Raw genomic sequence first — 17715 nt, forward strand, 5'->3', positions numbered from 1 at the left:
TAAGGGGGTGACCGTCAGTCCATTACCTTCTTATTATATCAAAATAAGCATAGCCTGTCACCACTGTAGTCAGCAGTTTGGACTATGCTAATATCATACCAAAGGGGTGATATTTATGACATACTATATTCTCGGTTTCGGTATTACACTAAGCATTTTGTATGGAGTTTCAAAAATCGGAGGTTAGAATATGATACTGGGATTGATCACAGCGACAGTAGCAAGCACATCAGCAATAGAACTGTTCACAGCAGGAAGTGTGGCTGCCGTTGCATTGTTTACTGGCACAACAAAAATCAAAGCTAAGGTAAAGTAGTGAGAAAGAATAATATGAGGGTGAAAACCGCTCTCATATTATTTTTTTGCTGAAAATGCCGACAATGCTGACAATGGCGACAAAAAACTTGATATCAACTAATTTATGGTTGAAAAGTGGTGAAATATGGTGTATAATTAAAATATATAGAAAGGTGGTCGATTCATATGGCATATAATAATGAAGCTGAATTACAAGAATTTTTGAGGTACATACGTGAAGATGAAAGTTACGATGAGCGTGGAAACTTAAATGCCGACCTACTAAGACAAAATATGAGACTTGGCACACTATACGCCATAGCAAAGAGATTTATAATTGATACAGAACATTATTCTCCTGAAAGAGACAGCAAGGATATTTACAAAATGATAGATAGTGTCTGCAATAAATTTGGCGTTGATAAAAACTTACTAAAAAATCGCAGCAATGGCAGTTATAAGAGCATTCCTCAAAAATATTGGGGCGTAGTATTGAAAATCATTAAATATACATATATCAATCGTATTGATAATGAACAAAAAAGCGAGAGTTACCTTTGCTATCTGACCAAAAAGACACGCTATAATTCTCTAGATGAATTTGAAGAACAGCAAATGTTACACGATTTGGTCGATGATCTTGAGCAATATATAGAGACTTGCATTTGTGAAAAAGAACAATATCTTTTTACTACTTCGAGTGGCAAAAAATATATATCCCTTTCAGATGTATGAGATATGTTGAGAATAAGTATTTATGTGAGCATCTCGACCAACAAGACAATAACGACCTGTGGCAAACTATATTCTCAAAATTTGAGAATATGGATAAGTTTAACGAGTGTATCGACAATCCTAAGGAGTTCAATACGTTGGTAAATGACAAAGAGTTTGGAAATAAATTCAAACCTCTATGGAATGACTACGTGGCAAAATCTAAATCTAAAGACGATTATCCGAGGTCATATGGATATCCAGCATATTTCTGTGAAGAAGATTTTAAGGTTTTGCTTGAGGGTATCACTCATAGTGATGCTCTTCACAGATTTTATTCAAGTACAAATGAAAATGATGGGTATATAAATATTCTTGACAAGTTGCAGGCTATTGCTGATATGTACTATGTTGTAAATCTCTATACTGATGAGGAAGAAAAACAGAATTCGGAAAAAAATTATAGTGAGATATCGGCGTTGATAAATAAAGAATATGATGAAATATCAAAGAGGTTTGTCGCATACTACAAAAAAATTCTTGATGAAACTGCTGAAACTAATGAGAAAAGCGATCGCCTTAAAAAGTTCCAACTAACCTTTACGAAACAAATCGCAATAAATGCACTATCAGAGCATTGTGATCTTTGTGCGAAGTTATGTATAGAGCCAGTCAATAGAACGGGTACGAAAAAGTATAATAAGTAAAATTTCAAGAGAGCTCGAAAACGGGCTCTCTTTTTTGTCAAATTTGGGAGTGTAAAAAATACCTGTTTTCTAACACTCACAAAGATGAAAACGGCTTTTGGTTGAGGTATAATTATTATAACAAATGAGATGCATCAAATTTGTATAATAAATATATTAAAGGAGGGCGATATCATGCAATATCGTTATACATTTAATGGAAAGCCGCTTAATATCTCAGAGGAAAATATGCTAAGGCTATCGTCAAGCATTGATCTCTGCAACAGCCTAATAGATAATGTGGCTGTTGCTGAGCCAACGTTCACGTGGAATATCTCAGACGGAGTTTATTTCGGTATAGTAGCAGAATGCCGTTTTTACCATAATAAGTATGGCGTGCCAATGGTTATTCTTGAAGTGATCATTGACGAAAGCACGGTGTTAAAGGTGAAATTTAAAATCTCTGGCTTGTTTAGCCCTTGGAGACGTGCCTATATGAACATATTTGGCAACGACAACTACGGCGATGGTTCTGAAGTCATTGGTATGGTATGCAAACTCAGAGCTTGCAATACAATCTCAGATGATAATTTGAGGAGATTTACGGATATAAGTCATTTCCGTTTTGTTAGCAACGAGGAGTTTGAACTGTTATCAAAAGCAGAGCCATACGAGGAGCTCGAAGATGATAATGAAGACCCAAATTCTGAGGAGGAAACAAGCAATGCGTAAAGTTATTAAAAGAAAACCCACGGCAAATAATGTGAAGGCTCTCGACAAGAGCCTTCCATTTAGCCAACTGGTTATGACTTGTGTAACGGAGTTTTTCAGAGACAGCGAGCAGAATCGTTACTGTATTTTTACTAGCCAATATGAACCAAAAATGTTGCTTGATATAAACAGTAGTGATTTTGATGAGGCTTTAACAAGGCTGCACTACAAAATCTATGGTTCTTTCGTCAAGAAGGCAGAAAAATCAGCTATCATAGAGGGCATAAATGCTCTTGCTGCAAATGCGACAGTTAAAAGCGTTGGAACAAGGCTCTTGCAACTGCCTGATAAACTTGTGTACAATCTTGGTGAGGGAAAAGTTGTAGTAGTGACCTCTGAGGATGTAAGTATACACGATAACGTAGATTGTGATTACTATTTTGTCAGTCAAGCGGATATGCCAATACAGACCACTCCTGACCTTAGCTGCGATGAAGCGGAACTTATACCTCTTTTAAAAGAGCTGTTTGTAGTATCTGATGATGACTGCTTACTCCTTGCGGTATACATTTGCACGCTGTTCGTAAAGGATATTCACCACCCTATTCTGACCGCATATGGCGATATTGGTGCTGGTAAGACAACGGCACTTAAAACCATAGCAAAAATAATCGACCCGAGCAACAGAGAACTGCTTTACCTTAATCAAACTAGCCCTAAAGACTTCCAAACTGCATTGACCAAGAACTATTTTACAGTTTTTGATAATGTTACAGGTTCTCTCAGCGATAGCATTATGAATATGCTCTGCCAAGTTGTAACGGGTGGAACGCTTTCTATGAGGAAACTGTTCACTACCAATGATGAGGTCAAAGTATCCTTGCAAAGATGTCTTGCAATGAGTGGCACAGATGTGATAGGCAAGAGAAACGACCTGCTTGAACGTTCTCTGCTGATAAAGTTTAACAGACTTCCAGCAGATAAGAGAATCAATGACAGTAGTTACGAGCAGAAGTTTGTAAAGCTGCGTCCGAAGATCCTTGGAGCTATATTCAACGTTCTTAGTAAGGCTTTAGCTTTGCACGCAAGAGATTCTTTCGAGCTTTCTTTAGATTCTCGTATGTTAGAATGGGCTCAATGGGGATACTGTATCGCTGAAAGCTTAGAAACTGGGCTTGGAAAAGATTTTTGCGACAGCTATCAGAGAAACTTAAAAAGCTCTAACACTGTTTCAATATCGGGAAATCCGTATATTTCAAGTATCGTTGACTTTATAGGTGAAAACGGCAGCTGGATAGGTTCGTCCACAGAGTTTTTTGACGAGATACATTCCTATGCTTCTGAAAAAGGCTATGATGTGAGAAACAAGTGCTTTCCGACGTGTGTTACACAGGTATGGCAAAAAATGAAGCTCTATAAGCCAAATCTCAAAGAGCTTGGCATAAGCATATACGAACCTGTGAACACTGGAAGATACAGAGAACTTAAAATCATAAAAAATAGTTAATCATCACTAGAACAAGGATAAGATTTTTAATCCTTGTTCTGAATAATCTAAGGAGGAATAACTATGGACAAGTTATTGAGCGTTAAAGACGCAGCAGAAATATTGCAGCTAAATTATAGGACAGTTTTACATCTTATAAATGCTGATTTTATACACTCTATCCGTATCGGAAGGACACATAGGATAGCAGAATCCGAGCTTGAAAAGTTTATGAGCTCGGCAGAAAAAGAGAGCATTATTTATCAATTATAATTATAAAGGAGATAGTAATATGGCATACATCAACAATAAGACCAACACAAGACATATCCCTGAGGGCGTTCATAGAGCTACGCTTATAAATGCGGTTGAAAAGACATCAGCAAACGGCTTCCAGTATATCGAGCTGTTGTTCAATCTTTCTCGTTACAACTACATTACTGTTGTACCTGCTGAGATAACGCCTGACCACGTTCTTTATAGTATAGCTTGTGACCTAAGTTCGACTGATTACTTTGACGTGAATTTATTGGTGGGGCTAACGTTCGAGTTTACAGTAGTTGATCAAATCAAAAATAATTACACAAACTCAGCGATTGAGAGTATACAGCGTATATAACCAAAATCGAACTACAGCCTGCAACAATGTTGTGGGTTGTAGTTCTCATACTCATATATAGGAGGAAAATATTATGGCTAGTTTGACAACAATAGGAAACGGAGCAAGCAAAAAGTACAAGCTAACGTGGGATGTAAACACAACGGACGGCACAAGAAAAAGAAAGTCAAAGACTTTTCCTGCTGGTACTTTGCTGAGTACAGTAAAACAATTTAAGCTAAAAGTTGAGCAGGAGTATGCACTTGGAGAGTTGCAGATCGTTGAAAATACAAAGACAGTAGGAGATGTTGTAGAGGTATACCTTGAAACTTATACAAAATTTATTTCACCCTCAACTCTTAAAGGCTATAAGTCCATTATTTATAATCACAAGGACGGCAAAGGCATTCTTGATTACTGGGGCAAAACATATCTTCACAAGATTACAATAGATGCCGCACAGCGTTATGTAAATTTTCTTGTTGACTGTGGACTTGCACCTAAGAGCGTTCGCAGTTATATAAATCTTATGTCTGTATTATTCCAGTTGGCTGATGAATTAGGCTACATACGCAGAGGTTTCAATCCGTTTGCAAAGCTTCGTATGCCACCTAAGAAGTCAAAACCTATTGAAGTATTTACTGAATCAGAACTAAGAGAATTGATTGAGAAAGCCGAAAAAGAGGACAACGAAATGGTGCTGTTGATACTCGTTCTCGGAGGTCTGTGTGGATTAAGACGTGGCGAAATGGCAGGGTTAAAGTATGAAAATATATCTCTCGACGATCTCTATCCTGAGATGAAGATAACGGAGAGTGTCATAAAGGTTGACCGTGTGATATATGAGAAAGCACCGAAAACTGCGGCAGGAGTTCGTTCGATACCTCTTGGCAAAAAGACAGTAGAACTTTTGAAAAAGGCAAGGGAGAACTATGAAAAACGTAAATCTGAAAATCTAGATTGGACTGATTCGGGACACGTTCTGTATCAAGAAGATAGCGGACTTGCTATGCTGCCAAAAGTCATTGGCAGGAGATACAAGAAATTTATGCAGAGTACAGATATTCCATACCGCAATCTGCACGTTTTAAGGCACACGTTTGCAAGTTTACTTGCGAAAAATGGTGCGTCACCGAAAGACTTACAAAGCCTTTTAGGACATTCAGATTCTTATACTTCGATCCAAATTTACACACATTCATACAAGGACGTTCAGCGTAAAAACACAATGCTTTTAGACCAAGAAATCCTTGAAAAAGGCAGTGAGGTTGGATAAGCGTTTTTGTGCTAAAATAAGGGTTATACTTCGTGTGCGACACCAACTTGTCGCTTGAAAGAAAATCAGATATATCAAGGTGGCATATGGTGTGAAGAAGTTGTATACAGATGATACAACGATCAATGATTGTGAATTTCAAAGTTTCATATTTTCATATATTCAAGTCCCGTCACCTCGACCAGTCACTCGCCGTGACGGGCATTGTCCGTCATGGCTTTTTTTATTATCAGAACTTAACGCCGCAGGGGGAGTTTTTGTATTATCTAAACAAGTAGGGTTATGCTTTGAGGAACCGAAAAGCGTAACTCTTTTTTTGTATGTTCCACATAGCAAAAGTGCCTTATGACTAGCATTAAGGCACTTTATCGATTCAATCTTTCCCCAACCTCTCCGAAATCTCCAGCACAAGCTTCTGATCATTCTCAGAAAGTCTCGATACGCTCTCAACTATTTTCTGTGTCAGGGCAGGGTTTTTGCTGCCATCGTCGAAAAACTGCTTCGGAGTGACTTCAAGATACTCGCAAATGGCAAGAAATTCACCAAGGGACGGCATTGTCCGACCCGATGATATGCTTTGGATATACCCTTTACTGTGTCCGAGTGCAAGGCTCATCTTGTATTCGGACACATTTTTTTGCAATCTAAGCTGCGTAATTCTGTTGCTGATATCCTTTTCTGTCATTTTCTTACTCCCTTCGTCGATTTATATCACTATACCTATTATAATATATATAATGTGACGATATTACCGCTTATATTAGTATTATTTCTTGACATATACCGCTATAAAGGGTTATAATGTAAAAGTAAACTAATTTTAAACGGACATACCTTTGTCTGGCAATTATGCTATACTGAAAGCAAGATAAAACGACAAAATACGATGATTTGCCGCACCGATAATTTGACATTTTTGGTTAAAATAAAAAAATATTCTTCGAAAACGTTATACTAAGCAGCCAGCTTAACAAATTCAAAATCAAATGTGGTATAATTAAATCATACATTAATTGTTAGTTTTATTATAGAGGTGATAATTATTAAAATAGAAAATTTATCCATGTCGAATATTTTGGTTTATAATCCAATTATTAATGACTCAGACAGTGTAAAAAGAGAATATTTTGAACGGCTGAAGAAATATCTGAAAATTGGCGGTTTTGGTAAACGAATATACGAAAAGTCATTGCTTGAAGCATATGAGAAAATAATTTTAACTCATAAAAGTGCTGATATCGTCCATGACATCTCTTTTTATCGTAATCTTATTGTGTTTGATCTTTTACATATATTAGGCTGCTATGTAAACGACACCACAATAAGAAAATTAAAGCAAATAGAAAAGCAATATGTATCAGATTTTCAGATAAGGTCAGGTCAATGGAACTTGATGCTTCCTCTGGCAGCTTCACTAACAAACTCCGTGAAGATCTCTTCTTCAATACGCAGACATTTATCTGACATCGAAAAAAAATATGCAGATGTATTTATGCACAACCTTGCATTTCGTAACAAAAAGCCATTCAGAATTATGGTAACAGCGACTATGAGTGCAGGCAAATCAACCTTTATCAACTCATTAGTCGGCAAATATGTATGTTTGTCTCAGAATATGGCTTGCACAAGTAAAATACACAGCATATACAATAAGGCTTTTGAGGACAATTATTTTTACGAATACGATCACGACTTAGTCATGACAGCAGGACGTGAGGAGTTAGTAAATGATAATGAACTTAATTACACTGACAAAATAATAGTTGCAGGTCATTTTAATGGCATATTATCAGACGAGAGGATATTAATTGACGATTCTCCAGGAGTGAATTTCAGTGAAGACAGCTCTCATCGTGAAATAACCGAAGCCATGCTCAAACGTAAAAAATACGATCTTCTCATATATGTGATGAACGCAACTCAGCTCTCCACAAATGATGAGAATGAACATCTGGAGTTTGTGAGGAAAACAATCGGTAAAACGCCATTGATCTTTGTGCTGAACAAAATAGACAGTTTCAATGAAGAAGATGAAAATGTGCGTGATGTGATAGATCGACAGATACAATATCTTAAAAGCAAAGGTTTTAAAGAACCGATAGTTTGTCCACTCTCTGCACGGGCTGGTTATCTGTCAAAGACTTGCCAAAACAGCACTTTGAGCAGAAGCGATGAACGCACGCTGTATTATCTGGTAGATAAATTTGAAAGAATGCGGCTAAAAGAATATTATAAAACTTCATTTCCGCAAATAAAGGTTCCGTACAGCGATGACGAAATAGAACAGCTCCAAAACTCTTGCGGATTATCATACACAGAAAAAATCATAAAAAATTATATAAACGGAGGTAAAAAATTATGACACAGGTCAATGTAAAGTATAATCCCTACAAACTTGAAACACAGATCAAGATCAACGGAAAAGCTATCCAAAATGACAGCGCCCTTTACAAATTGGTAAAAGAAAAAAGACTTCAGGAATGGGTTGGTAACTTCCCCAAAATGCTGGTTGATGACCAGAACACTGTCGAGCTGAAAGTTGAATTCAATGGCATGGCTCTTGATTGGGATGACTTTGAGGACGCATTTAAGACAGCTAAATCAGACGGTGTGATAAGAAAGCTTGAATTGAATTTTGTTGAGGGAAAAAGCGACGAAGCTGTTACAGATAATATCGTCAAAATATTCTATGACCTGAGAAACAGCGGGATAGAAGATTTTAAAGATCCGAAGCTTATCAAGCATTTGATAATATCAACAACTCAGTTTTCCCTATAAACGTTATTGCAACAATGAGTTCAGGAAAATCTACACTTATCAATGCCCTGCTCGGCAAGAAGTTAATGCCTTCAAAAAATGAAGCTTGCACGGCATCTATAACTGAGATACTTGATAATGATGAAGATACATTCTGTGCCATTGTACATGATGAAGACGAAAACCCTATCAAAGAGATACAGGAACTTACCTATGATATCATGTGTGAACTGAACGCAGACGAGCAGGTACACAGAATATCAGCAGAGGGAAATATCCCGTTCCTCGATGCCAGAAGCACTGCTCTTATGCTTGTTGACACCCCAGGCCCTAACAACTCACAAAATCAGGCTCACAAAAATACTACATACAGAGCCATAAACAGCGACGCAAACAATCTTATCATCTATGTTCTCAACGGTACACAGCTCAGCACGAATGATGACGCTTCCCTGCTGTCATATGTTGCCGAACAGATGAAAAAAGGAGGAAAACAGGTAAGAGACAGATTTCTTTTTGTTGTTAATAAAATGGACGAGTTTGATCCTGAAAATGAAAATATCGAAAGTGCTATTAATTCTGCAAAGAGATATCTTGCAAATTACGGAATAGAAAATCCGCAGATATTTCCTTGCTCAGCAGCTACAGCTCTTACTATAAGAACATATCTTAAAGATGTAGATATTGACAATCTTACAAAAGCTGAAGAAAGAAAGCTACCATCGGCTGCCCGGAAAACCATTCCAACAATATATAATTTTATTGACTATGAAAATATGCACCTTGAAAAGTATTCCACACTTTCTCCAAGTGCACAGCAGCAGTTGGAATATCAGTTAAGTCAGGCAGAAAAGAATGGTGACACAAAGGAACAAGCACTGATACACTGTGGAATCTATTCCATAGAGGCCGCCATAACAGCTTATGTAAAGAAGTATGCAAAGACAAAGAAAGTAAAGGACCTTGTGGAGTCATTCAAGGAAGTTCTCGAAAGCAATCAGGTGCTTACAAAAGCAAAAACCTTGGTTGCCACAGATGAAGAAGCGGCAAAAGCCTGCGCTGAAAGAGCGGCAGCAGTTCGTGAAAAAATAGACAACGGACAGGACGCAGCTATTTTCAAAGATAGGATTGCAAAGCTTGACCCAATGCCGACCTTGAACAAAAAGGCTGAAGAGCTTAAGGGAAATGTCGCAAGAAGAACGAGCAGGATATTTGAGCCATACGGCGACACAATAACCAACAGAGAAGAAGCCAAAAGGCTTGTATCTCAGTTTACCAACATGAGTTCAGACTGCATTGCCGAGATAACTTCTGACCTTGAAAGTGCAATAAATCATGAGGTAATGGAAACAGGTTCTAAGATACTTAATGAATATCAGGAAAAACTCACAAAAATAGACGAAAGCTCCAATGAAAAACAGCTTGATTTCAATACTGTTGACCTTATCAAGGGCACATTGAACGGCATGAAAGAAAATGTCAATGTTATGTGTTCTGATGATTTTGCCACACAGACAGTTGATGACTTCGGCGAAACGACAACAGAAGAAAAAACATACTATGAAAAGACAGGTCAGAAAGAAGAAAAGATAGCTGATGGTATTGAAAAAGTCAAGATAGGAACAAAGAAAGTAAAAAGCGGATCACACAGAGAGAAAGCCGGAACAAAAACAGTTCGCAATCCTTCAAAGCGTTGGTGGAAGATATTCACGCCTAAATATATTGAAAAAGACGTATATGTTACTGTAGATGACTACAAGGACGAAGATGTGTATGAAGACGTTATAAAGTATAAAACTATTATGCGTGATGTTTTTGAGGAGCGCACTGAGACTATAGAGAAATTCTCATGCGTGACTGCCGTAATCTCAGCAGGTCTTATCTCCCAGCTTCACAGAGCATTGGACGACGGAATCGAAAAGGCTCTTGAATATGCACAAGATCAGATAACGTCAATGAAAGATCAGTTCACTGCTATGTTTGATGAGCTTGACAGGATCATCAAAGAAAAATATGACGAGCTTGACAAGTGTGCAAACGACCAGCAGGCGAAAGAAGCCGAACTGAAAAAGAATAAGGAAACACTCGAGAGAATTGAGAAATTCAATTCTGAGATAGACAGTATTCTTGATATATGATCTTGAGAGGTGATAATTATGCTAAGTGGAGTAAAAAAATGTGCAGAAAGCGGAGATATTAAGGGGCTTCATTATATCTTTGTTGACTGCCTTGACGTTGACCCTACATTTGAAAAGTATAAAAGCGACTATGATTACTGTAAAAACATCAGCGGTTTTCTTGAGCCTTATCAGGAACTAACACCTTTTACATTTGATAAAAATAATTGGAACATGGAATATTGGCAGCATTTGAAAACAGATCTTACGAAAAACTTTTCAGACAAGCGTTTTCAGCACATGATACAGGTTGCAAGCGTGGTAAATGCTGATAAGATCGCTAGGCTTATAAAAGAAAGAAACGCTGCTAACACACCGAATATACAGCAGGTGAACAAACCAAACGTTATCCACGAAAGAATGCAGAACAATACTGTCATGCCGCAGAGTTCAGCCAGCACATACGATCAGTCACAGATACTTGAAGCACAGCGCAGGCTTGAAGAAGAAAACCGTGCAGCAGAAATGGCTATCCAAGAACAAGAAAAGCGTAGAAGAGAAGCTATGGCAGCCTGCACAAAAGAGGAAGCTGACGCATCAAAAAAAGCAATAGGGGTCGTGGCGGCTGTGGCGGCAGCGGCAATAATTACAGTGGCTGTGTTGATAATAAAGTAAAACGACCCCTATACTGTATAAAAATTCAAAAAGGCAATTTTACTTATTGTATTTGGTCTGATCTTACCAAAATAACAAGAAGCTTTCCGAATGAGGAAAATGTCACAATCTCATATTGCTACGAAAGAGTTACTGATATACAAAAGATAAATGAGATAGAAAGTAAAAGTGAAAAATGGAAACTGATCGATAAATTCAAACTCAACGACGATAAAAATGAATATACTTTATATCATCAGAGAAATAAAGAAAGAAAGCTGCTTGTAAATCTAAAAATAACACATTTAAACGAAAATACTAGATATTACACAAGAAAGAAGTGAAAACAATTGAAATTACAACAGCAAAGAACAGAAACATCGGTCACAGCCACCAGAGATAAAACTATCACCGCACAGCCGCAAAACCTGAACATAGAAGTTTTGCAGGAAAATCTTGGCCACTGTCTGAGCATTATTGATGACGAGGTAATGAAAGGCTATGTCACAAAGCTCGATACCCTGCCTATAGTTAAGCTTGACGAAACGGCGCTTGAAAACCTTAATGCCATACATTTTTTCAGGATATCTGAGCTTGTATATCAGGAGGACGAGTTTTCTGTAGACAAGCTGTCTATGGTTTTTCACGCACTTTCAGGCAAACCATGCACACTTGTGCTTATGCTCAAAAGCGACGGAATAAAAACAGATTTTTACTTAGGCGCACGTCCTGATGATGACTATTCGGCAGGAACACTTTTTCAAATGCTAAAACAAAGTCTTATGGGCTTCTTTCCCGGAAGCCGCATAGAAGACTATTATGATGAAGATATGAAAAAGGACATTGACGCACTTGATGTCGGCTGTATCTCAAGCGTAACAAGCGTTGCCGATTATAAGCAGGAACAGGACAATATGACAAACAAAGAATTCATACAGGGGCTTGAAAAGTTTGTATATGCCGTTCACGGCAAAGCATACACAGCAATGTTTATCGCAAACAACCTTTCCTATGATGAGCTTATGTTCCGCAAGAGAGAATACGAGCAGATATACACTCAGATATCTCCCTTTGCAAATATGCAGATGAGTTTTATGGTAACAGACGGCACAAGCACTTCCACAGGATCAAGTGAGGGAAAGACCACAAATCTGTCAAAAACCAAAACCAGCGGAACATCGACCACCGTCACAAATTCTGTTACCGACACCAATGGAACGAGTGATACAGTTGGAACATCGGAAACAAAGACCGCTGGAGAAAGCGAATCAACTTCTGACGGCACAAGCCATACAAAAGGAAAAGCTGATACAGAGGTCACAACAAAAACAGTCGGAGCAAATGTAGGATTTGGTGGTAAGGATGGCGGCTTTTCAGCTGGTGCTAGCTATTCAGTATCCAAGAGTAAAGGTCACACCACATCTGTTTCAGACTCAGTTTCAAAAACACTTACCCATGGCTTCAATAATTCAACAAGCATAGGCACAAGCAAGACCCATGGAACAAACCAAAGCCAGAGCCTTTCAAAAAGCAGCGGCACAGGAACAAATGAAAGCAGTGCATATACATACGGCGAATCATTTAATTTGGTTGACACTCAGACCTTGACAGACTCTTTCGGAACATCAAAAGGTGTTACGCTCAACACTCAGAACATGACGCTGACACTAATTTTGCAAAGATTACAAAAGCAGCTTGAGCGTATTGAAGAATGCGAAAGCTTTGGTATGTGGAATTTTGCCGCATATTTTCTTGGCGAAACAGCCGCCGAAACTGAAACAGCCGCCAATACCTATAAATCAGTTATATCAGGAACCGACAGCGGTCTTGAAGCACAAGCGATAAATTCATGGCATAATGATGAAATGATACACGATATTCTCCCTTATCTACAGAACTTTCTTCACCCAAAATTCTCTTATTCAGGATTTAGCTATGACGGTGCAAGAAATATACCTGTAGACCCCTCAGCTCTTGTCAGCACTAATGAGCTTGCCATACATATGGGTCTGCCAAGACACTCTGTAATAGGTCTGCCTGTATCAGAACACGCAGCATTTGGACAGGAAGTTGTAACAAGAAGAACAGATAAAAAGAACAACATCAATATAGGAAACGTATATAATTTTGGGCGTGAAACAGAAGCTGCTGTTGACCTTGACCTAAACAGCCTTTCAATGCACACCTTTGTTACAGGCTCAACAGGCTCAGGAAAATCAAATGTGGTCTACAATCTTCTGAATGAAGTAAGAAAGAAAGGTATCCCATTTCTTGTAGTCGAGCCTGCAAAGGGAGAATACAAAACAGTATTCAGCGACGTAAAATGCTTTGGCACTAACCCTCTCATGGGAGAACTGCTGAGAATAGATCCTTTCTCTTTTCCAAAAGGAATTCATGTTTTGGAACACATAGACAGAATAATAGAAATATTCAATGTTTGCTGGCCTATGTATGCCGCTATGCCCGCCGTATTGAAAGAATCCATAGAAAATGCCTATCGCACAGCAGGCTGGGACCTGGATATGTCTATTAATGAAAAAATCGACGGTCTCTTTCCTACTTTTGACGACGTTCTGTCGGAACTTGAAAAAACGATCAAAAGCTCAGCCTATTCTTCTGATGCAAAAGGTGATTATATAGGCTCATTGTCAACTAGATTAAGATCACTGACGAATGGCATTAACGGCAGAATATTTGTCAGTGATGAAATGGATCTGGCTGAGCTGTTTGACAAAAGTGCAATAATAGATATAAGCCGTGTCGGCTCAACTGAAACAAAATCACTTATTATGGGTCTGGTCGTAATGAAGCTTCAGGAATACAGAGCCACAAATTCAAATGGCATGAATTTGCCCCTCAGGCACATAACTGTGTTGGAGGAAGCACATAATCTGCTGAAAAAAACGTCAACCGAGCAGAGCGCAGAATCATCGAATATGGTCGGCAAATCTGTTGAAATGCTTACAAACGCTATTGCAGAGATAAGAACATACGGAGAGGGCTTTATCATAGTTGACCAAGCGCCTAACCTGCTTGACACTGCTGTAATAAGAAATACAAACACAAAGATCGTTCTTCGTCTGCCTGAAAGCAGCGACAGAGAAACTACTGGCGGTGCTATTGCTCTTGAGGATAAGCAATTCAATGAACTTTCAAAGCTGCCAACAGGTGTTGCCGCTGTTTATCAAAACGATTGGCAGGAAGCAGTTCTATGCAAAATGCCTAAGTATGAGCCATATTATTTCAGCCGCAGTAAGCAAAAAGCCGACCTGCCGACAATGACCAAAAAGAAAAATGAAATTGATGCTCTGCTTCATATTCTTATCAAACGTGATACTTCTCAGATAGACCAAGCAGAGCTTAAAGACAGAGTAATGAGGTCAAATATATCCGCAAAGTCGAAAAAGGAAATACTGCTTAATTGGAACAGGCGCAATTTGGCATATGAATGGGCTGTTGCCGAATTGATAAAGAAAAACTATGACCTCTCAGACGTATTTAATGGCACGAATGAAATAGGCTGGGATAGGTTTTCACAGCTTAACGCTATTATGCGAGATAACCTGCAAAGCGAATTTGAGGGCTTTAGCAATGAAGAAATGTATACTGTAATATATTATGTATGCAGAATAGAGCATAAGATCTATCCAAAAGAACCGATAATCGAAACTCTTAGAGTTAAATATCTAAAGGAGAGAGCATTCTGATGAACATAGAAGCACTTGATAAATTCGATAGAATGGAAACCAGCAAGCCCAAAGAAGCTGACAAGCCGTTTTTTGAGGATTCTGAGCCGCCTGATGATATGGTTTCTCCCATATTAGGTGGCATATCGAAATATGAAACAGAAAATTCACCATACTCTGAAATAGAAACTTCTGACATGCCGCACTTGTCTGATGAGCCGTTTTTTGAAGACTCTGAACCTCCAGAGGAAATGGATTCGCCAATACTCAGAGGGAATGAACTTAGCAATACTCCGTTCTATCCCGACTCTGATATGGAAGCGTCAGACGGTCCGCAATGGCACGATGATGCAATAGATATAGAAAGCCTGCTTGATGAAACTGACGATCCTAACACAGCGGACGTTGACGACACCGACAAAATTTTAGGCTGTCCTATTGATGAACACGGTGGACACTGGGAAGGTGAAAGAGGAAATTCCAAATGGTTTCCAAATCTTGATGATATCCCTGGCAACCAAAAAACAAATCCTGAACAATTAACATGGAAAGAGATACTTGATAAATATGGCATTGACGGTATAACGTTCATAGACGGAGAACCTGATTTTTCTGAAATATCAAAGGGTACTGTAGAGATAGATAATTTCACAGATAACCGTTATGGCAAAGGCGGAAATTTTGATCAGGCTTGTGAAAAACTCGCACAACAGCGTGGCTGCACAAAGGAAGAAGTCAAGGCATGGATGAAAGAGAACAAGTACACATGGCATGAAAGATCAGATTGCAAGACCATGGATAAAGTGCCGACCGAAGTACATGGAAATGTACGGCATAACGGCGGAATTTCTCAAATAAAGAATTCACAGAATGAAATTGCGGATACCAAGGAGGTTTCATAATGAACGATATAATTTTTGGCGAATTGACCTATAATGGTGAGTGGACCAAAACAGAACATCTGAATCTATGGGGAAAAGATATTGATATCAAGATCATAGTTTCTGCATATGAAAATGAAAAGCCAAATATATCACAGCAAAATGCTTACCAAAAATTAATGACACAATCCGATGAAATTTCGAAGGTCACTTTGGAGAAGCTCAAGGAATATATGCAGGAAAACAGCTATGATATTTGTGCATATGCCAACGTTGACAAAATTCCTGATGATGTATTTGAATTGGTCGCTGTTACTGAGATCCTATTCATGGAAAGCGGCTCATTCGGGATTATGTGCAATGCCAAATGGGACAGCCATGGCATAGCTATACTTTGCAAAGAAAATGATGTTGAAGTAGGGCCGCAGGATATTGTTTGGCTCGAAGAATAGTATATAAACAAAATAAATGGCCTGTTGATACAATGGGTCATTTATTTTGTTTACAGAAAACCGTGGAAAGCAAGTCCTATAAAAATAATCGTCATATATAAAAACAATAGATAAATTTTGTTAAAAGTAGAGTAGAAAAAAAAGTGAAATATATTGATTTTTTGTTTAAATTTTGTTAAAAGTAGAGTAGAAAAAAAAGTGAAATATATTGATTTTTTGTTAAGAATGTGGCAAAATATCCTTGTAATCTTGTTACTGTAACATTTTTCATTGAAAGGTAAATAAAGATGAATAATATGGAGATACAACCAGAAGCTATTATAGAAATCGTCGGTACACAATATAACAATCGTGCCATTAATCACAAAGATCTAATGCTATCACAAAAGCTTGTTATGAAACATCAATTAGATAATCCACATGATCCTAATGCTGTCGTAATAACAACCAATACCGCAAAAGAACTAGGTCTACTACCGAAAGGGTATGCTTCACTTTATGCACCGGCAATAGACAGCCAAAAATATAATTTTATTGTTGAAGTAATCAAAACAGAGTATGATCCCGAAAGACCAATACTTATTGTAAAAATTACGGCAGAACATATTGTCCGTAACGAACAAGAGGTTGAGAACAGCATTTTGAAATATATTCAGAATATTGCAAATGGTCACGCTCAAGAAAAAAACGAATATATAAAGTTATCTATTCTAGTACAGTTGACTTTAACGAACTTGTTATCTGTCTGAACAAGGCACGCTTATATCAAAAGCTTTACAGCCTTTTGACCGATCTCAACAAAAATAATATAATTGAATGCCCACAAGCTGCATATACCCCATATACAAGAGACAAACTTCTGAAAGTCACATATGATCTTAAAACCGACATCGGTGATATCTTAAAGCAAATACAGAAAGAATACAACGAATCTCTCGATATAGATGATGATGATGAATACATCAGGATACAGAGTGAAATTCGTGAGAGACGAAAAAAATTTCGTGCATATAGCGACTTTTTTATATCTTGCTATGAAGTGATCGATAAATTCGCATATTCAGAACTGACAGACACTAATGCTGTGGCTGATGTGCAGGAAAATGAATTATAATCCTGTATAATAAAACTTGACACATAAAAAACAATCAAAGTATAATAAAAACAAAGGAGTGTGTCATCAATGGGAACAGGAAAACAATATGATGAAGAGTTTAAAAAGCAGGCAATAAAGCTCGCAAAGGAGATTGGCACCAAGGCAGCAGCAGATGAGCTGTGCATCCCCAAAGGTACGCTGGGACATGGGTGCAAAAGGCGCGGATCGGGGAAATAGACACAGGTGCAGGCTCACGTACACCGGGAGAGTCACTTACTATCGCACAGCAGCTCCAGGCAGCGAA

Annotated in this window: 19 protein-coding genes; 18 read left to right on the forward strand and 1 reads right to left on the reverse strand. The window is 38.1% G+C overall.

Annotation, left to right across the window (positions count from 1 at the left end):
- The first annotated feature begins 190 nt into the window (after nt 1–190).
- From DW793_RS15700 to DW793_RS11280, 8 genes are all read left to right on the forward strand, one after another.
- Nucleotides 191–316 (forward strand): hypothetical protein, encoded by a 126-nt coding sequence (locus DW793_RS15700; protein WP_256320489.1) that lies wholly within the window; start codon nt 191–193, stop codon nt 314–316.
- Between the two features lie 167 nt (nt 317–483).
- The gene (locus tag DW793_RS11250; protein WP_118158168.1) at nt 484–1032 is read left to right on the forward strand and encodes a hypothetical protein; all 549 of its coding nucleotides are present in this window, start codon (nt 484–486) and stop codon (nt 1030–1032) included.
- Between the two features lie 137 nt (nt 1033–1169).
- A complete protein-coding gene (locus tag DW793_RS11255) occupies nt 1170–1718 on the forward strand; it encodes a hypothetical protein (protein WP_147342196.1) in 549 nt (182 codons plus the stop codon).
- A gap of 174 nt (nt 1719–1892) precedes the next feature.
- A complete protein-coding gene (locus DW793_RS11260; protein WP_118158170.1) occupies nt 1893–2429 on the forward strand; it encodes a hypothetical protein in 537 nt (178 codons plus the stop codon).
- Entirely contained in the window at nt 2422–3915 is a 1494-nt protein-coding gene (locus DW793_RS11265) for a hypothetical protein (RefSeq protein WP_118158171.1), read from the forward strand. Before DW793_RS11260 ends, DW793_RS11265 begins: the two co-directional genes overlap by 8 nt.
- Nucleotides 3916–3978: 63 nt before the next feature.
- Nucleotides 3979–4167: a helix-turn-helix domain-containing protein gene (locus DW793_RS11270; RefSeq protein ID WP_118158172.1), complete on the forward strand. Its 189-nt coding sequence runs from the start codon at nt 3979–3981 to the stop codon at nt 4165–4167.
- A 19-nt stretch (nt 4168–4186) separates the two neighbouring features.
- A complete protein-coding gene (locus DW793_RS11275) occupies nt 4187–4513 on the forward strand; it encodes a hypothetical protein (protein WP_118158173.1) in 327 nt (108 codons plus the stop codon).
- 73 nt (nt 4514–4586) lie between these two features.
- Entirely contained in the window at nt 4587–5768 is a 1182-nt protein-coding gene (locus tag DW793_RS11280; protein WP_118158174.1) for a tyrosine-type recombinase/integrase, read from the forward strand.
- 373 nt (nt 5769–6141) lie between these two features.
- Here the strand turns inward: DW793_RS11280 and DW793_RS11285 are convergent, their stop codons facing one another.
- Nucleotides 6142–6453, reverse strand: a complete 312-nt coding sequence (locus DW793_RS11285; RefSeq protein ID WP_118158175.1) for a helix-turn-helix domain-containing protein — start codon at nt 6451–6453, stop codon at nt 6142–6144.
- 348 nt (nt 6454–6801) lie between these two features.
- Between DW793_RS11285 and DW793_RS11290 the strand changes: the two genes are divergently transcribed.
- From DW793_RS11290 to DW793_RS14715, 10 genes are all read left to right on the forward strand, one after another.
- Nucleotides 6802–8130 carry a dynamin family protein gene (locus DW793_RS11290; protein ID WP_147342197.1) on the forward strand — a complete coding sequence of 443 codons (1329 nt, stop codon included), beginning with the start codon at nt 6802–6804 and terminating at the stop codon, nt 8128–8130.
- Nucleotides 8127–8546: a hypothetical protein gene (locus tag DW793_RS11295; RefSeq protein WP_118158177.1), complete on the forward strand. Its 420-nt coding sequence runs from the start codon at nt 8127–8129 to the stop codon at nt 8544–8546. The genes DW793_RS11290 and DW793_RS11295 overlap by 4 nt, the downstream gene beginning before the upstream one ends.
- A gap of 14 nt (nt 8547–8560) precedes the next feature.
- On the forward strand, nt 8561–10663 hold the full coding sequence (locus tag DW793_RS11300) for a dynamin family protein (RefSeq protein ID WP_118158178.1): 2103 nt from the start codon (nt 8561–8563) through the stop codon (nt 10661–10663).
- 18 nt (nt 10664–10681) lie between these two features.
- Entirely contained in the window at nt 10682–11317 is a 636-nt protein-coding gene (locus DW793_RS11305; protein ID WP_118158179.1) for a hypothetical protein, read from the forward strand.
- Nucleotides 11318–11646: 329 nt separating this feature from the next.
- Nucleotides 11647–15003 carry an ATP-binding protein gene (locus DW793_RS15435; protein WP_252969857.1) on the forward strand — a complete coding sequence of 1119 codons (3357 nt, stop codon included), beginning with the start codon at nt 11647–11649 and terminating at the stop codon, nt 15001–15003.
- Nucleotides 15003–15884, forward strand: coding sequence for an HNH endonuclease signature motif containing protein (locus tag DW793_RS11315; protein WP_252969858.1), 882 nt, complete (start codon nt 15003–15005; stop codon nt 15882–15884). The genes DW793_RS15435 and DW793_RS11315 overlap by 1 nt, the downstream gene beginning before the upstream one ends.
- Nucleotides 15884–16315: a DUF6985 domain-containing protein gene (locus tag DW793_RS11320; protein ID WP_118158180.1), complete on the forward strand. Its 432-nt coding sequence runs from the start codon at nt 15884–15886 to the stop codon at nt 16313–16315. The genes DW793_RS11315 and DW793_RS11320 overlap by 1 nt, the downstream gene beginning before the upstream one ends.
- 296 nt (nt 16316–16611) lie before the next feature.
- Nucleotides 16612–17064, forward strand: a complete 453-nt coding sequence (locus DW793_RS11325; RefSeq protein WP_181988354.1) for an HIRAN domain-containing protein — start codon at nt 16612–16614, stop codon at nt 17062–17064.
- A gap of 35 nt (nt 17065–17099) precedes the next feature.
- Nucleotides 17100–17429 carry a hypothetical protein gene (locus DW793_RS11330; RefSeq protein WP_118158182.1) on the forward strand — a complete coding sequence of 110 codons (330 nt, stop codon included), beginning with the start codon at nt 17100–17102 and terminating at the stop codon, nt 17427–17429.
- A 69-nt stretch (nt 17430–17498) separates the two neighbouring features.
- The gene (locus DW793_RS14715; RefSeq protein WP_181988339.1) at nt 17499–17648 is read left to right on the forward strand and encodes a hypothetical protein; all 150 of its coding nucleotides are present in this window, start codon (nt 17499–17501) and stop codon (nt 17646–17648) included.
- The last annotated feature ends 67 nt before the right edge of the window (nt 17649–17715 follow it).

This window comes from Ruminococcus sp. AM31-15AC (genome assembly GCF_003462045.1).
In the GTDB taxonomy this organism is placed as follows: Bacteria; Bacillota; Clostridia; order Oscillospirales; family Ruminococcaceae; genus Hominimerdicola; species Hominimerdicola aceti.

What these genes read in the sequence shown, in the direction of transcription:
- DW793_RS15700 (WP_256320489.1), top strand. Translation starts at nt 191, where the DNA reads ATGATACTGGGATTGATCACAGCGACAGTAGCAAGCACATCAGCAATA.
- DW793_RS11250 (WP_118158168.1), top strand. Translation starts at nt 484, where the DNA reads ATGGCATATAATAATGAAGCTGAATTACAAGAATTTTTGAGGTACATA.
- DW793_RS11260 (WP_118158170.1), top strand. Translation starts at nt 1,893, where the DNA reads ATGCAATATCGTTATACATTTAATGGAAAGCCGCTTAATATCTCAGAG.
- DW793_RS11265 (WP_118158171.1), top strand. Translation starts at nt 2,422, where the DNA reads ATGCGTAAAGTTATTAAAAGAAAACCCACGGCAAATAATGTGAAGGCT.
- DW793_RS11270 (WP_118158172.1), top strand. Translation starts at nt 3,979, where the DNA reads ATGGACAAGTTATTGAGCGTTAAAGACGCAGCAGAAATATTGCAGCTA.
- DW793_RS11275 (WP_118158173.1), top strand. Translation starts at nt 4,187, where the DNA reads ATGGCATACATCAACAATAAGACCAACACAAGACATATCCCTGAGGGC.
- DW793_RS11280 (WP_118158174.1), top strand. Translation starts at nt 4,587, where the DNA reads ATGGCTAGTTTGACAACAATAGGAAACGGAGCAAGCAAAAAGTACAAG.
- DW793_RS11285 (WP_118158175.1), bottom strand. Translation starts at nt 6,453, where the DNA reads ATGACAGAAAAGGATATCAGCAACAGAATTACGCAGCTTAGATTGCAA.
- DW793_RS11295 (WP_118158177.1), top strand. Translation starts at nt 8,127, where the DNA reads ATGACACAGGTCAATGTAAAGTATAATCCCTACAAACTTGAAACACAG.
- DW793_RS11300 (WP_118158178.1), top strand. Translation starts at nt 8,561, where the DNA reads ATGAGTTCAGGAAAATCTACACTTATCAATGCCCTGCTCGGCAAGAAG.
- DW793_RS11305 (WP_118158179.1), top strand. Translation starts at nt 10,682, where the DNA reads ATGCTAAGTGGAGTAAAAAAATGTGCAGAAAGCGGAGATATTAAGGGG.
- DW793_RS11315 (WP_252969858.1), top strand. Translation starts at nt 15,003, where the DNA reads ATGAACATAGAAGCACTTGATAAATTCGATAGAATGGAAACCAGCAAG.
- DW793_RS11320 (WP_118158180.1), top strand. Translation starts at nt 15,884, where the DNA reads ATGAACGATATAATTTTTGGCGAATTGACCTATAATGGTGAGTGGACC.
- DW793_RS11325 (WP_181988354.1), top strand. Translation starts at nt 16,612, where the DNA reads ATGGAGATACAACCAGAAGCTATTATAGAAATCGTCGGTACACAATAT.
- DW793_RS14715 (WP_181988339.1), top strand. Translation starts at nt 17,499, where the DNA reads ATGGGAACAGGAAAACAATATGATGAAGAGTTTAAAAAGCAGGCAATA.